General features: G+C 77.7%; 13 protein-coding genes and 1 tRNA gene. 9 read left to right on the forward strand and 5 right to left on the reverse strand.

Annotated features, from left to right (window positions below; genetic code table 11):
• Positions 1 to 112 precede the first annotated feature (112 nt).
• Positions 113 to 529 carry a cupin domain-containing protein gene (locus ACI79L_RS10660; RefSeq protein ID WP_456936759.1) on the forward strand — a complete coding sequence of 139 codons (417 nt, stop codon included), beginning with the start codon at positions 113 to 115 and terminating at the stop codon, positions 527 to 529.
• A gap of 2 nt (positions 530 to 531) precedes the next feature.
• On the opposite strand, the gene ACI79L_RS10665 is transcribed toward ACI79L_RS10660, so the two are convergent.
• From ACI79L_RS10665 to ACI79L_RS10675, 3 genes are all read right to left on the reverse strand, one after another.
• On the reverse strand, positions 532 to 1809 hold the full coding sequence (locus ACI79L_RS10665; RefSeq protein ID WP_456936760.1) for a DUF445 domain-containing protein: 1278 nt from the start codon (positions 1807 to 1809) through the stop codon (positions 532 to 534).
• Between the two features lie 49 nt (positions 1810 to 1858).
• Positions 1859 to 3124 carry a S1C family serine protease gene (locus tag ACI79L_RS10670; RefSeq protein ID WP_456936761.1) on the reverse strand — a complete coding sequence of 422 codons (1266 nt, stop codon included), beginning with the start codon at positions 3122 to 3124 and terminating at the stop codon, positions 1859 to 1861.
• A gap of 104 nt (positions 3125 to 3228) precedes the next feature.
• Positions 3229 to 4005, reverse strand: a complete 777-nt coding sequence (locus ACI79L_RS10675; RefSeq protein WP_456936762.1) for an ABC transporter permease — start codon at positions 4003 to 4005, stop codon at positions 3229 to 3231.
• 151 nt (positions 4006 to 4156) lie between these two features.
• Between ACI79L_RS10675 and ACI79L_RS10680 the strand changes: the two genes are divergently transcribed.
• On the forward strand, positions 4157 to 4867 hold the full coding sequence (locus tag ACI79L_RS10680) for a hypothetical protein (protein ID WP_456936763.1): 711 nt from the start codon (positions 4157 to 4159) through the stop codon (positions 4865 to 4867).
• Here the strand turns inward: ACI79L_RS10680 and ACI79L_RS10685 are convergent.
• Positions 4837 to 5112 carry a DUF2695 domain-containing protein gene (locus ACI79L_RS10685; RefSeq protein WP_456936764.1) on the reverse strand — a complete coding sequence of 92 codons (276 nt, stop codon included), beginning with the start codon at positions 5110 to 5112 and terminating at the stop codon, positions 4837 to 4839. The genes ACI79L_RS10680 and ACI79L_RS10685 overlap by 31 nt on opposite strands.
• A 56-nt stretch (positions 5113 to 5168) precedes the next feature.
• Here ACI79L_RS10685 and ACI79L_RS10690 point away from each other — a divergent pair.
• Positions 5169 to 5241: transfer RNA gene (locus tag ACI79L_RS10690), tRNA-Thr, on the forward strand.
• Here the strand turns inward: ACI79L_RS10690 and ACI79L_RS10695 are convergent.
• Positions 5241 to 5669 (reverse strand): DUF5313 family protein, encoded by a 429-nt coding sequence (locus tag ACI79L_RS10695; protein WP_456936765.1) that lies wholly within the window; start codon positions 5667 to 5669, stop codon positions 5241 to 5243. The genes ACI79L_RS10690 and ACI79L_RS10695 overlap by 1 nt on opposite strands.
• Positions 5670 to 5788: 119 nt before the next feature.
• Between ACI79L_RS10695 and ACI79L_RS10700 the strand changes: the two genes are divergently transcribed.
• The 6 genes from ACI79L_RS10700 (at position 5789) to ACI79L_RS10725 (ending at position 13281) form a co-directional block, all read left to right on the forward strand.
• Complete coding sequence (locus tag ACI79L_RS10700; protein WP_456936766.1) at positions 5789 to 6220, forward strand: CBS domain-containing protein; 432 nt, start codon at positions 5789 to 5791, stop codon at positions 6218 to 6220.
• Positions 6221 to 6244: 24 nt separating this feature from the next.
• Positions 6245 to 7162, forward strand: coding sequence for an EamA family transporter RarD (gene rarD / locus ACI79L_RS10705; protein ID WP_456936767.1), 918 nt, complete (start codon positions 6245 to 6247; stop codon positions 7160 to 7162).
• A gap of 83 nt (positions 7163 to 7245) precedes the next feature.
• Entirely contained in the window at positions 7246 to 7578 is a 333-nt protein-coding gene (locus ACI79L_RS10710) for a DUF3263 domain-containing protein (protein ID WP_456936768.1), read from the forward strand.
• Positions 7579 to 7643: 65 nt separating this feature from the next.
• Positions 7644 to 9395 (forward strand): LytR C-terminal domain-containing protein, encoded by a 1752-nt coding sequence (locus ACI79L_RS10715; protein ID WP_456936769.1) that lies wholly within the window; start codon positions 7644 to 7646, stop codon positions 9393 to 9395.
• 89 nt (positions 9396 to 9484) lie between these two features.
• Positions 9485 to 12412, forward strand: a complete 2928-nt coding sequence (locus ACI79L_RS10720; RefSeq protein WP_456936770.1) for an alpha/beta fold hydrolase — start codon at positions 9485 to 9487, stop codon at positions 12410 to 12412.
• Positions 12409 to 13281: an ABC transporter permease gene (locus ACI79L_RS10725; RefSeq protein WP_456936771.1), complete on the forward strand. Its 873-nt coding sequence runs from the start codon at positions 12409 to 12411 to the stop codon at positions 13279 to 13281. The genes ACI79L_RS10720 and ACI79L_RS10725 overlap by 4 nt, the downstream gene beginning before the upstream one ends.
• Positions 13282 to 13331: the final 50 nt, after the last annotated feature.

The following is a 13331-nucleotide window of genomic DNA, read 5'->3' on the forward strand; positions in this document are numbered from 1 at the left end:
GGTGCCGTCCCCCTGACGCCGTGAGCTCCGGCGGACGCGTCCCTCCTCGGGGACCCTCCGGGCCCCGCTCGTCGGTCGCAGCCACGTGGCCGGGTGCCGTCCCCCTGTGGCCATGAGCCCCGGCGGACGCGTCCCTCCTCGGGGACCCTCCGGGCCCCGCTCGCCGGTCGCCGCCACCGCGACCCGGCTGGGGCTGGAGCCGCACCCCGAGGGCGGCTGGTACCGGCGCACCTGGACCTCGCCGGCGGCGGTCGGCGACCGCCCGGCCGCGACGGCGATCCTGTTCCTGCTCGCGCCGGGGGAGCGGTCGGCGCCGCACACCGTCGACGCCGACGAGCTGTGGCTCTGGCACGGCCCCGGCGCGCTGGTGCTGCACGTGGGTGACGAGCGCACCGTGCTCGACGCGGCGCACCCGCAGGTGCTCGTGCCCGCCGGCGCCCGGCAGGCGACCGACCCGGCGGAGGACGAGGTGCTGGTGACCTGCGTCGTCTCGCCCGGCTTCGCGTGGAGCGGCTTCCGGCTGGTCTGAGCTCAGCCCAGCAGCTGCGCGAAGGTGTAGATGACCAGCCCGGCCAGGCCGCCGACGACGGTTCCGTTGATGCGGATGAACTGCAGGTCGCGGCCCACCTGCAGTTCGATGCGCCGGCTGGTCTCCTCGGTGTCCCAGCGGGCGACGGTGCTGCCGACGACGTCGGCCAGGTCGTCGGCGAAGCGCTCCACCAGGTAGCCGGCCACCCGCACCGACTGCCGCTGCACCCGCTCGCGCACGAGCGGGTCGGTCTGCAGCAGCCGGGCGGCGTCGCGGATCATGCCGGTCACCCGGGACCGCAGCTCCGAGTCCGGGTCGGCGGCGGCGGCGAGGAACGAGCTCTTCGCGGTGGTCCACAGCGACGAGGACCAGGTGCGCACCGCCGGGTGGTCCAGCAGCTCCTTCTTGAAGCCCTCGACGCGGGCGGCGGTGTCGGGGTCGGTGCGCAGGTCGTGCACGTAGGCGCGCAGCCGGGCGTCGTACACCCGCCGCAGCTCGTGCTCGCGGTCCTCGCCGACCTCCTCCAGGAAGCCCTCGACGCCGGCGAACACCCGGTCGAACACCCGGTCGTCGACCCAGTTGGGCACCCAGGACGGCGAGGCGTCCCCGAGCTGGGCGCGGAAGACGACGCGGTTCTCCTCGAGGAACCGGGCGAGGTAGCGCAGGGCCGCCGACAGCACCTCCTGGTGCCGGTCGCCGTCGACCACCAGCTCCAGGACCCGGGCCAGCACCGGCGCGGCCGGCGTCGCGTGCAGCTTGCGGTCGACCAGGCCGGAGACGGCCTGCTGCAGGTCGTCGTCGCGCAGCAGGTCGGTGAGGCCGGAGAGCCCGGCGGCGGCGTCGCCGGCCAGCCGTTCGGCCCGGCCGGGCGCGGCGAGGAAGTTCCCGAGCCGGCCGGGGACGTCGACGGTGGCGAGCTTCTCCTCGACGACCGAGCGGGTCAGGAAGTTCTCCTGCACGAAGGTGCCCAGGCTCGCGCCGATCTGGTCCTTCTTGCGCGGGATGATCGCCGTGTGCGGGATCGGCAGCCGCAGCGGGTGCCGGAACAGTGCGGTGACGGCGAACCAGTCGGCCAGCGCGCCGACCATCGAGGCCTCGGCGGTGGCCCGCACGTACCCGACCCAGGGCCCGGCGGTGTCGCCGAGCAGCACGCAGGCGAGGAAGACGGCCGCGGCGAGCAGGAACAGCCCCGTGGCCAGCCGTTTCATCCGTCGTAGTCCGGCGGCGCGCTCCGGGTCGTCGAGCGAGGAGGCGAGCGGCACGCTCACAGACGACGACACCCTCCCCAGCCTAGAGGCGGGGGAGGGTGCCATCCCGGGCTGGAGGGGGTCAGCCCGCGCTGCTGCCGAGGGTGACCTCGACCGTCGACGTCCCGCCGCCGCGCTGCACGGTCAGCTGCACCTGCGCGCCGGGGGCGGAGCTGCGGATCGCAGCGGTGAGCTCGGTGGAGGTGGTCACCGCCCGGTCGCCGACCGCGGTGACGACGTCGCCGGCCTGCAGGCCCGCCTCCGCCGCGGCCCCGCCGGGCTGCACCTGCACGACCTGCGCGCCGGTGCCCACCTCGGACGAGCCGGTGCCGCCGGCGGTCCGGGCGTTCACGCCGAGGACGGCGTGGGTGGCCGAGCCGGTGTCGATGATCTCCTCGGCGATCCGCTGGGCGGTGTTGCTCGGGATCGCGAACCCGACGCCGATGTTGCCGCTCTGACCCGACGAGCCGGGCGCGCCCGAGGCCACCGAGGCGATCGCGGTGTTGATGCCGATGACCTCGCCGGAGGCGTCGACCAGCGCGCCGCCGGAGTTGCCAGGGTTGATCGCGGCGTCGGTCTGCAGCGCGTCGATGACGGTGGCGTCGTCCTGGGTGGAGCCGGTGGCCACCGCGCGGTCGGTGGCGCTGACGATCCCGTCGGTCACCGTGTCGGACAGGCCGAGCGGGGCCCCGATCGCGACGGCGAGGTCGCCGACCTGCACGTCGTCGGAGTCGGCGAACGTGGCCGCGGTGAGCCCCTCGGCGCCCTGCAGCCGGATGACGGCGAGGTCCGAGGTCGGGTCGGTGCCGACGACGATGGCGTCGTAGAGCGTGCCGTCGGACGTGCGCACCTGGATGGCGGCGTCGCCGGTGCTGCTGTCCAGCGTGACGACGTGGTTGTTGGTGAGCACGTAGCCGTCGTCGGAGAGCACCACGCCCGAGCCGCTGCCCGAGCCCGAGCCGCTGGTGACGTAGACGGTGACGACGCTGGGCGAGGCCTTGGCGGCCGCGGCGGTCACCGCGGTCGCGTTCTCGGGGTCGGTGATGACCACCGACTGCGCCGCGGCCGCCGTGCCGCTGCCGCCGCTCCCGCCGCCGGAGGTGAGGACGACGACCCCCGCCCCGGCGCCGCCGCCGACGAGGGCACCGGCGAGCAGCCCGGCGACGCCGATCCGCAGCCGGCCCGCCCGCCGCTTCCCCGGGGCCGGCGCGGGGGCCCCCGCCGGCGGCGGCAGGGTCGCCGTCGCGGGGCCGGCCGGCGGGTACCAGGAGTCGCCGGACGGCGGCGGGGTCCAGCCCGGGGTCGCACCGGTCGGCTGCGCCGGGTTCGGGTACGGGTGTCCGTTCACTGCTGTGGTCCTCCTCCTGTGCGGCCGTCCGCCGCTCTGGGGACCACTGTCGGCGCGGCGTCTGGCGGGGCCCTGCGGAGCGCCTGTGAGGTGTCTGGACGTCCTCAGCGGGGGAGGTCCGGCAGCACCCGGCCCCGCGCGACCAGCTCGGTGACCACCCAGACCGCCGCCACCTCGGCCGCCAGCAGCCCCACGAGGACCAGCAGCTGGGCGGCGCCGGCGGCCAGCGGGCTGCCCCCGCCCAGCAGCACGCCGACGTAGGCGCCGGGCAGCGTGACCAGCCCGACGGTGCGGGTCTGGTCCAGCGGCGGCAGCAGGGCGGTCGCGGCGGAGGGCCGGGCGACCTCGAGGACGGCGTCGCGGGGGAGCAGGCCGAGCGCCAGGGCCGCCTCGACCTCCCCGCGGCGGGTGGTCAGCTCCTCGTGCAGCCGCCGGCCGGCCAGCGACGTCGCCGTCATCGCACCGCCGACCAGGATGCCCGCGACCGGGATCACCGCCTCCCCGCGCAGCGGCACCGTGCCGCTGGCCAGCACCAGCGCCACCACCGGCGCCGCCCCGCCGGCCACCGCCAGGGCCGCGGCCCCCACCCGGCGCGGGGCACCGGGCGCCCCCAGCGGCAGGCCGCTGACCCGCCCCGCCGCCGTGACCGCCGCGACGGTGACCATCAGCAGCACGAACGCCGCCGACAGCCACAGCGAGCGGACGACGACCAGCAGCGCCGCCGAGACCGCCGCCAGCTGGACCGTGGCCCGCAGCGCCGCGACGACGACCGGCCGCTCCTGCCCCAGCCCGGACAGCCGCCCGCCCGCCGCCGCCAGCACCGTGAGCAGCACCAGGACGACCGCCAGCGGCGGGCCCAGCTCGACGACGGAGGTCCCCACGGCCGGCGATCCTGCCGTCCGCGGCCCGGCCGCCCGCGACACGCCGACCACCGTGTGCGACGGGAGCGTCGCGGGGTAGAGGGGGAGCCCGGTCGCTCCCCTGGGAGCGGGCGGGTCCCCGCTGCCCGGCCTGCGCTCCTGGAGGCTGCTCGTGCCCACCCGCGGTCTGCCCGCCCGCCTCCTCGTGGGCCTCGCCGCCCTCACCGCCGTCGCGGTCGCCGTCGTCGGCGGCCTCGCCCTGCGGCCCCCGGGGCTGCTCGCCGTCGCGCTGGCCGCGGTGGTGACCTCCTGCCTGGCCGGCGGCGTGGCGCGCGAGTCGCACGAGGACGGCCGGCCGCCGCGGTACACGCCGCTGGAGGCGGCCTGGCGGGCCGGCGCGGTCACGATCGGCGTGCTGCTGTTCCTGTCCGGCGTCGCCGTGCTGGGCGGCCCGGCGCTCACCGCCCTGACCGGTGCGGTGCTCTTCCTCGGCGGGCTGGGGCTGTGGCTGCTGCGCACCGGTCGCCCGGTGCGGCCGGCCGCTCCCGACGACGCGCCGGCGCCCGGCCGGCTCGCCGCGCCCGCGCCGCAGCGGCCGGTGGCCGGCGCCCGCCCGGGGGAGGCCGTCGGGACGGTCACCTCCCTGCCGCCGGTGGCGACCCTGACGACCGCGGCGCTGGGTCGCGAGTGGCTGAGCACGACGGCGGTGCTGGCCGGCCGGCTGGACCCGGCGGCGCGGCAGCAGATCGTCCGCCGCCGCCAGGAGGCCCTCGACGAGCTCGAGCGCCGCGACCCCGCCGGCTTCGCCCGCTGGCTGGCCGAGGGCCCGCTGCCCGGCAGCGACCCGGCCGGCTACCTGCGGGAGGGCCCGGCGGCCGCCTGAGGGTCGAAGACGGCGGCCGGGTCGACGTTCATCACGACCTCGCAGTCGCAGAACCCGCCGTACTCCTCGAGCCCGTCGTGCAGCCGGTCGAGGGCGATGCCGTGCCCGGCGGCCCAGGCGTCGGTGGCGCGGTGGGTCCGGTCGCAGCCGCCGGCCGCGACGACGGCGTCGAGGTGCTCGCGCAGCGCGTCCAGCTGGGTCCGGTCCAGCGGCAGGAGCGCGGCCGGGCCGTCGATCGGTGCCACGCGCTCAGCATCGGCAGCAGGGCCGTCCGGGTCGAGCCCTATCGTGGTCGTCGTACGCCGGCGTGGCGCAACTGGTAGCGCACCCGACTTGTAATCGGGCGGTTGGGGGTTCGAGTCCCCCCGTCGGCTCAGTCGAAGCTGCCCGCCCCGCCCACGCGGTAGGGGTGGTGCCGCTCGGCGCGGGCCGCCCGCGCCCGCTCGGCGCGCTCCTCGCGCAGCCGGGCGGCGGTGCCGGCGGGGTAGCCCGCCTTGGCGACGCGGTGCTCGGTGGTCTCCACCACGAACGCCAGCGAGTACATCAGCCCGACCATCAGCCCCCCGGCCGCCGCGGTCAGCCGGTAGCCCATCCCCACGGGGACGGCGACCAGGCAGATCACCACCAGCGGGGCGAGCTGCACCAGCGAGCGGGCGACGTGCCGGCGCACCCATCCCGGCCGGGTGGTGTCCGACAGCACCCATGGCGACAGCGCCCGGGGCAGCCCGCCGCCGACGGCGTAGCGGAGCCACTGCAGGGCGGTGGGGCGGGACGTCGCGGGCGCGGCGTGCTGGGTGCGCACGACTCGACGGTAGGCCCCGCTGTCCACCCCGGGAACCGGGACGGGAGCGTCACGTCCGGGCCGTTGCCCTGCCACGGCGGCGGGTGGACACTGCGACCGCCGAGTGAGGGAGGGCTCCCGTGCAGATCGCCTCGCTGCTCCGCCGCAAGGGTCCCGACGTCGTCACCGTCGCGCCGGACCGGCCCGTCCGCGCCGCCCTGGCCCTGCTCGCCGAGCACCGCATCGGCGCGCTCGTCGTCTCCCGCGGGGGAGGCACCGTCGACGGCATCGTCTCCGAGCGCGACGTCGTCCGGGCCCTGCACGCCTCCGGGCCGGAGGTCCTCGACGGGCCGGTGTCGGCGCTGATGACCGCCGAGGTGCGCACCTGCGTGCCCGGCGCCTCGGTGCACGACCTCGCCCGCACGATGACCGACCACCGCATCCGGCACGTGCCCGTCGTCGAGGACGGCCGGCTGCTGGGGATCGTCTCGATCGGCGACGTCGTCAAGGCCCGCCTGGACGAGCTGCAGGACGAGCGGGACCACCTCGTCGACTACATCCAGACCACCTGATCGCGCGGCGTACGGTTGCCCGCCGTGGACGAGCGGCGGGCGGGCACGGCAGCGGGACTCGCCGCCTACGGGCTGTGGGGCGTGTTCCCGCTCTACTTCCCGCTGCTGGAGCCGGCCGGCGGGGTGGAGATCGTCGCCCACCGCATCGTCTGGTCACTGCTGTTCGTGGCCGTGCTGCTGACGGTGCTGCGGAGGTGGGCGCTGGTCCGCGCGGCGGTCACCGACCGGCGCTCGCTGCTGGTCCTGGCCGGGGCCTCGGTGCTCATCGCGGCCAACTGGCTGGTCTTCGTCCACGGCGTGAACTCGGGGCACGTCGTCGAGACCTCGCTCGGCTACTTCATCAACCCGCTGGTCAGCGTGCTGCTCGGCGTCGTGGTCTTCGCCGAGCGGCTGCGCCCGCTGCAGTGGGCCGCGGTCGGGCTGGCCGCGGTGGCCGTCGTCGTCCTGACCGTCGACCACGGCCGGCCGCCGTGGATCGCCCTGGCGCTGGCCGCCACGTTCGGCGGCTACGGCCTGCTCAAGAAGCTGGTGCGGGTGGAGGCGGCGCCGGGCCTGTTCGTCGAGACGGCGGTGGCCTTCCTGCCCGCGCTGGTGTTCCTCGGCGTGCTGCAGGCCACCGGGCGGGGGACCGCGGGGTCGGAGGGCACCGGACACCTCCTGCTGCTCATGGCCTCGGGCGTCGCGACGGCGGTGCCGCTGCTGCTGTTCGCCGCGGCCGCCCGGCGCATCCCGCTGTCGACCGTCGGGCTGCTGCAGTACGTCACGCCGCTCATGCAGCTGGCGCTCGGCGTCTTCGTGTTCCACGAGCCGATGCCCCCGGCGCGGCTGGCCGGGTTCGCGATCGTCTGGGCGGCGCTGGCGGTGTTCACCGTGGACAGCCTGCGCTCGGTCCGGGCCGCCGGCCGCCGGGCGGCCGCCGAGCAGGTGCCCGCCGCGGCCTGACCGCGCGTCTCGGGCTGTGGCCTGTCACCCCCCGGGCCTACCGTTGTGGGTGACGGCTTCCCCCCGATCGAACGGACCCGACCATGACCCCCGACCCCGACCCCGCGGTCTCCCCGCCGGGGGGCTCGGAGTCCGGTGAGGGCCCCGCGCAGCCCGCGGGCCTGACCCGGCGCGAGCACGAGATGCTGGCCTTCGAGCGGCAGTGGTGGCGCCAGCCCGGCGCGAAGGAGACGGCGATCCGCGAGCGGTTCGGCCTGCCCCCGACCCGCTACTACCAGGTGCTGAACGCGCTGGTGGACCGCCCGGCCGCGCTCGAGGCCGACCCCCTCCTCGTCCGCCGCCTGCGGCGGCTGCGCAGCGCGCGGCGGCAGCGGCGTTCGCCTCACCTGCTGGGCAAGGGCTCGTCTGCCCTCTAGATTTGGTGACCGTGGGCAGGCACGCGGCACCAGGCGGTGACCAACCGGACCGGCCGTCAGCCCCGGTGGCAGGCGGCCGGCGCCGCACCGACCACCCCAGCGCGCCCCTGCCCGACCTGCCCACGGCGCCCGGCCCCGGCGTGAACCCGGGCGCCGCGGAGCTGAGCGACCACCCGACGACGCCCGGTCCCGGCCGCAGTCGCGCCGACCGCCGCCGCGACGCGCTGCTCGGCGCCGGGGACGAGACCGACCGCCGCCGGCTCACCGGCCGGACCGCCCGCCCCGCCGTGGCCGCCCGCCCGGCGGCCGCCGCACCCCTGTCGGCACCCGCGCCCCCGGCGGCACCCGCGCCCCCGGCGGCACCCGTGCTCCTGGCGACGTCCGCCCGCCCGGCCGAGCCGCAGCGCCCGCCGGCCCGCGCGCCGCAGCCCGAGGCGCCGGCCGTCCGGTCGCGCCCCGCGCAGCCCGCCGCCCCGGCCCGGCCGCGGGTCCCCGTACCGGTGGCCGCCGGCGCCGCCACCCGGCAGGCGCCCGCGCCGCAGCCGCCGGCCCGCCCCGCGGACCGGCCGGCGGCCGAGCCGCCGACCGCACAGTCGCCGGCCGTCTCCCGCCCGGCGCCCACGCCGCCGGCCCGTCCCGCGCCGCCCGAGACCACGGTCGCCCCGTTCCAGGCGGTCCCCCGGCCCGACGCCGAGGCCGCCGAGCCGGCGGCGCCGCCGCTGGACCCGTGGGAGCAGCCGGCCCGGCCGCCCGCCCGCGGCCGGACGCAGACCCCGCCCGCGGCGGAGCCCGCGCAGCCCCGGGACCGGGGCCGGACCCCGGGCGACGCGGCCCCCGCCGGGAACGGCTACCGCGACTGGACCAGCCCCTCCGGTGCGGGCACCGCGACGCCGGCCGCCCCGCCCACCGAGGCGATCCCCGACCGCGAGGTGTCCCGCGACCGCGCGGCGTCCGGGGCGCCCGCCCCGGCGACCGAGGCGATCCCCGAGCGGGAGGTGTCCCGCGACCGGACCCGGGACCGCGCCCCCGCCGCGCCGCTGACCGAGGCGATCCCCGACCGCGAGGTCACCGCCCGCCGCGACCGCGCGCAGGGGGACCGCGACGCCGAGCCGGACACCGGCCCGCCGACCGGCGGCACCGGCGTCGTGGGCAACCGCGCCGCGATGCGCGCCGAGCGCCAGGCGAAGGAGGCCGAACGGCAGGCCATGGAGGCCGAGCGCCGCAAGGCCGCGCGCCGGGCCGGGGTCTCCCGCGCCGCGCTGCGCGCCGCCGACGGCGCGGACGCGCCGCCGCGCCGGCGGACCGGCGTCGCGCTGCTGGCGGTCGTCGTCGTCGCGCTGGTCGTCCTCGGCGTCTACAGCTTCGCCTCCCCGGCGGCGCAGGAGGCCGGCTCGGCGGCGACGCCCGCGAGCGAGCCGTCGGCCTCGGCCTCGGCGTCGGTGGCGCCGTCGTCGGGCCCGCTGCCCCCGCTGTCGGCCCAGCCGCTGCCCCCGGTCGAGGAGGCGCCGAGCACCCCGGTGCGGGTGCCGGTGACCGTCCTCAACGCCACGCAGACCGGCGGGCTGGCCGCCGACGTCGCCGCCGCGTTCGCCGCCCAGGGCTGGACGACGGCCGGGGTCGGGACCTACGAGGGCGGGGACGTCGCCGCCACCACCGTCTTCTTCGACGAGGGCGACGAGGCGCAGCGCCAGTCCGCCCAGCAGCTCATGGACGCCTTCCCGGGCATCACCACCGGGCCCGCGGTGCGGTTCTTCGAGGTGCCGGGCGTGGCCGACCCGGGCCTGGTCGTCGTCGTCGCCGGCGGGTTCCAGCCCTGACCGTCCCCGGTCGCGCCCCGTCCCGACACCTGCGGAACCCCGGCGCGGCACCGTCCGTTGGCCGCAGCGTGCGTCCGTTCCGCGGGCCCGTGACCCCCCGCCCGCGCCCCGGCGCCCGCGCGGTGGCCGGCGCCCTGCTCGCCCTCCTGCTCACCGGCACCCTCGTCGGCGCGCTGCCCACCCCGGCGGCCGCCGCCGAGGACGTCCGCACCGAGGACGCGCGGGTCCCCTCCGGCTCGGGCGCCGACGCCGTCGAGCTGGACACCACGCTCTACCTCCCGGCCTCGGCCACCGCCGACGACCCGGCGCCGGCCGTGGTCCTCGCGCACGGCTTCGGCGGCAGCAAGCGGTCGGTCGCCGACGACGCCCGGGACCTCGCCGGCCGCGGCTACGTCGTCCTCGCGTACTCCGCGCGCGGGTTCGGCGAGAGCACCGGCCAGATCGGCCTGGACGACCCGCGCTACGAGGTCGCCGACCTGTCCACGCTGCTCGACCTGCTCGCCGACCGCGACGACGTCCTCCTCGACGGCGACGGCGACCCGCGGGTGGGCGTGGCCGGCGCCTCCTACGGCGGGGCGCTGTCGCTGTTCGGCGCCGCCTACGACGACCGGGTCGACGCCATCGCGCCGCAGATCACCTGGAACTCGCTGACCGCCGCGCTCTTCCCCTCCCAGACCGGCGCCGCCGACGCGCCGACGGTCGCCGCCACGCCGCAGACCGCCGACGCCGGCGTCTACAAGCGGCTGTGGTCGGGGCTGTTCTTCGGCGTGGGCGCGGTGCCCACCGGCGGGCTGCTGGACGCGCTCGGCGGCGGGGGAGCGGCCGAGGCCGAGGACGGCGAGGACTCCGGCGACACCGGTGGTGCGGCCCCCGTCTCCGGCGACGCCGCGCCCCGCCTGCCGTTCGACCCGGCGTCGGTGGACCCCGCGGTGGTGGAGCAGGCGCTGACCTGCGGCCGGTTCCGCGCCGACATCTGCGCCGCCTACCAGTCCGCCGCGGCCTCGGGCACGCTCACGCCCGAGGTGGCCGCGGTGCTCGACCGCAGCAGCCCGGCCGCGGTGCTCGACCGCATCACCGCGCCCACCCTGCTGGTCCAGGGCACCGAGGACTCCCTGTTCGGCCTGGGCCAGGCCGACGCCAACGCCCGCGGCATCGCCGCGAACGGCGCCCCGGTCAAGGTCGTCTGGTACGCCGGCGGCCACGACTCCCAGGCCTCGGAGCGGGAGACCGCCGAGCTGCGCGACCAGGTCGCCGGCTGGTTCGACTGGTACCTGCGCGACGAGGACGACCCGGCCCGCGGCGAGGACCCCGGCACCGGCTTCGAGTTCCCCGCGCCCACCGGCCTGGGCAGCGGGCTGGGCACCGTGCAGGGCGGCACCCAGAGCGTGCTCGCCGGGGCCTACCCGGGCCTCGACGGCGGGGAGCCGGCGCAGCGGGAGAGCGTCGCGCTCGACGGCGGCACCCAGCCGGTGGTCACGCCCGCCGGCGGCACCCCGGCCGCGATCACCACCGTCCCGGGCCTGGGCGCGCTGGCCTCGGCGCTCGGCGGCCAGGCCGTGGAGATCCCCGGCCAGTTCGCCGCGTTCGCCAGCGAGCCGCTCGACGAGGCGGTCGAGGTGGTCGGCGCGCCGACCGTCGAGCTCGCCGTCGCCTCGCCCACCGGCAGCGCCACGCTGTTCGCCAAGCTCTACGACGTCGGCCCGGACGGCGCCCGGACGCTGCCCGGCGGGCTGGTCGCCCCGCTGGCGCTCACCGGCCTGTCGGTGGACCCGGCCGCGCCCACCGAGGTCGCCGTGACGCTGCCGGGCATCGTGCACCGCTTCGAGGCCGGGCACACGATGCGCGTCGTCGTCTCCTCGACCGACCAGGCCTTCGCCCTGCCGGCCGAGGCCACCGTCTACTCCGTCGCCCTCGCCGGGGCCGGCAACGGCGGCACCGCGCTGGCCGTGCCCACCGTCGAGGGGCAGCCGCAGGCCGACGGCGGCACCTCGCGCTGGTGGTGGCTGCTCGGCGCCGTCGCCGCCCTCGGCCTGCTCGGCCGGCTGGCCGCGGTGCTGTGGGGCCGCCGCCGGCGCCGGGTCACCTCGGTGGTGGAGCCCGACGGCGAGGACGTGCCGCTGCGCTTCGAGGGCATCACCAAGGCCTACAAGGACGGCTTCGTCGCCGTCCGCGACCTGTCCTTCGAGGTCCGCCGCGGCCAGGTGCTCGGCCTGCTCGGCCCCAACGGCGCGGGCAAGACGACGTCGCTGCGCATGCTCATGGGCCTGATCCGGCCGAACTCCGGGCGGATCACCGTCTTCGGCCACGCGGTCGGCCCCGGCGCGCCGGTGCTGTCCCGGCTGGGCTCGTTCGTCGAGGGCACCGGCCTCCAGCCGCACCTGTCCGGCCGCGACAACCTGCGCCTGTACTGGGCCGCCACCGGCCGCCCGGCCGCGGACGCGCACATGGAGGAGGCGATCGCGGTCGCCGGCCTCGGCGCCGCCATCGACCGGCCGGTGCGCCGCTACAGCCAGGGCATGCGGCAGCGGGTGGCGATCGCCCAGGCCATGCTCGGCCTGCCCGACCTCCTCGTCCTCGACGAGCCGACCAACGGGCTGGACCCGCCGCAGATCCACGCCATGCGCGAGGTGCTGCGCGACTACGCCGCCACCGGCCGCACGGTCATCGTCTCCAGCCACCTGCTCAGCGAGATCGAGCAGACCTGCACCCACGTGGTGGTCATGGCGAAGGGGCAGAAGATCGCGCAGGGGACGGTCGAGGAGATCGTCGGCACCGGCGGTGCGGTGCTGGTCGGGCTCGCCGACGACGCCGACGCCGACCGCGCGGCGGCCGTCCTGTCGGCGCTGCCCGGCGTCGCCGTCGAGCGCACCGACGAGGGCCTGGTCGCCGACCTCGGCCCGGAGACCTCGCGGGCGACGGCGCTGCAGGCGCTCGTGGCCGCGGACGTCGCCGTCGACCAGTTCACGCCGCGCCGCCGCCTGGAGGACGCGTTCCTGGCACTCGTGGGGGAGTCGTGACCGCGACCGAGCACGTCCAGCCCACCGGCGCCGTCGCCGGCTACCGGCCCGAGCGGACGCTGCGGCTGTCGGTCGAGCTGCGCCGGCAGTTCAAGCGGCGCCGCACGATCGGCGTCTTCGCGGCGATGGTGGCGCTGCCGCTGGTCCTCATCGCCGCGCTGCAGCTGGGGGCGAGCGAGGACGCGCAGACCAACAGCCGGATCAACCTCGTCGACGTCGCCACCGCCAGCGGGCTGAACTTCACCCTGTTCGTGCTGTTCGCGACGACGACGTTCTTCCTCGTCGTGGTCTACGCGCTGTTCTTCGGCGACACGGTGGCCAGCGAGGCGCAGTGGGGCTCGCTGCGCTACACGCTGGCCACGCCGGTGCCCCGGATGCGGCTGCTCCGGCAGAAGTGGCTCGCGGCGCTGGTGCAGTCGGTGGGCGCGCTGCTCACCCTCGCCGTCGTCGCGGTGGTCGCCGGCGGCCTGGCGTTCGGGTTCGGCGAGATCCGGACGCCGGTCGGGGTGACCCTGTCGCAGGGCGAGGGGTTCCTCCGGCTGGCCGGGATGCTCGGCTACCTCGCCGTGCACCTGCTCGTCGTCGGCACGCTGGCGTTCTGGCTGTCCACGATCACCGACGCGCCGCTGGCCGCCGTCGGCGGGGCGGTGTTCACGACGGTCGTGTTCGCCATCCTCGACCAGGTCGAGCAGCTCGGGTCGATCCGCGACTGGTTCCCCACCGCGGAGGAGTTCGCCTGGACCGACCTGCTGCAGACGCCGGTCGACTCCTCGGACCTGTTCCGCGGCGTCGTCCAGTCGCTGGTCTACGCCGCGGTCTTCACCGGGCTGGGGTTCCGCCACTTCGCCCGGCGCGACGTCACGTCGTGATCGTCGCCCTACCGGGCGACACCGCGGCCAGGGGCCGTCCCCCAGGGCCG

Source organism: Geodermatophilus sp. SYSU D00684 (assembly GCF_054050455.1).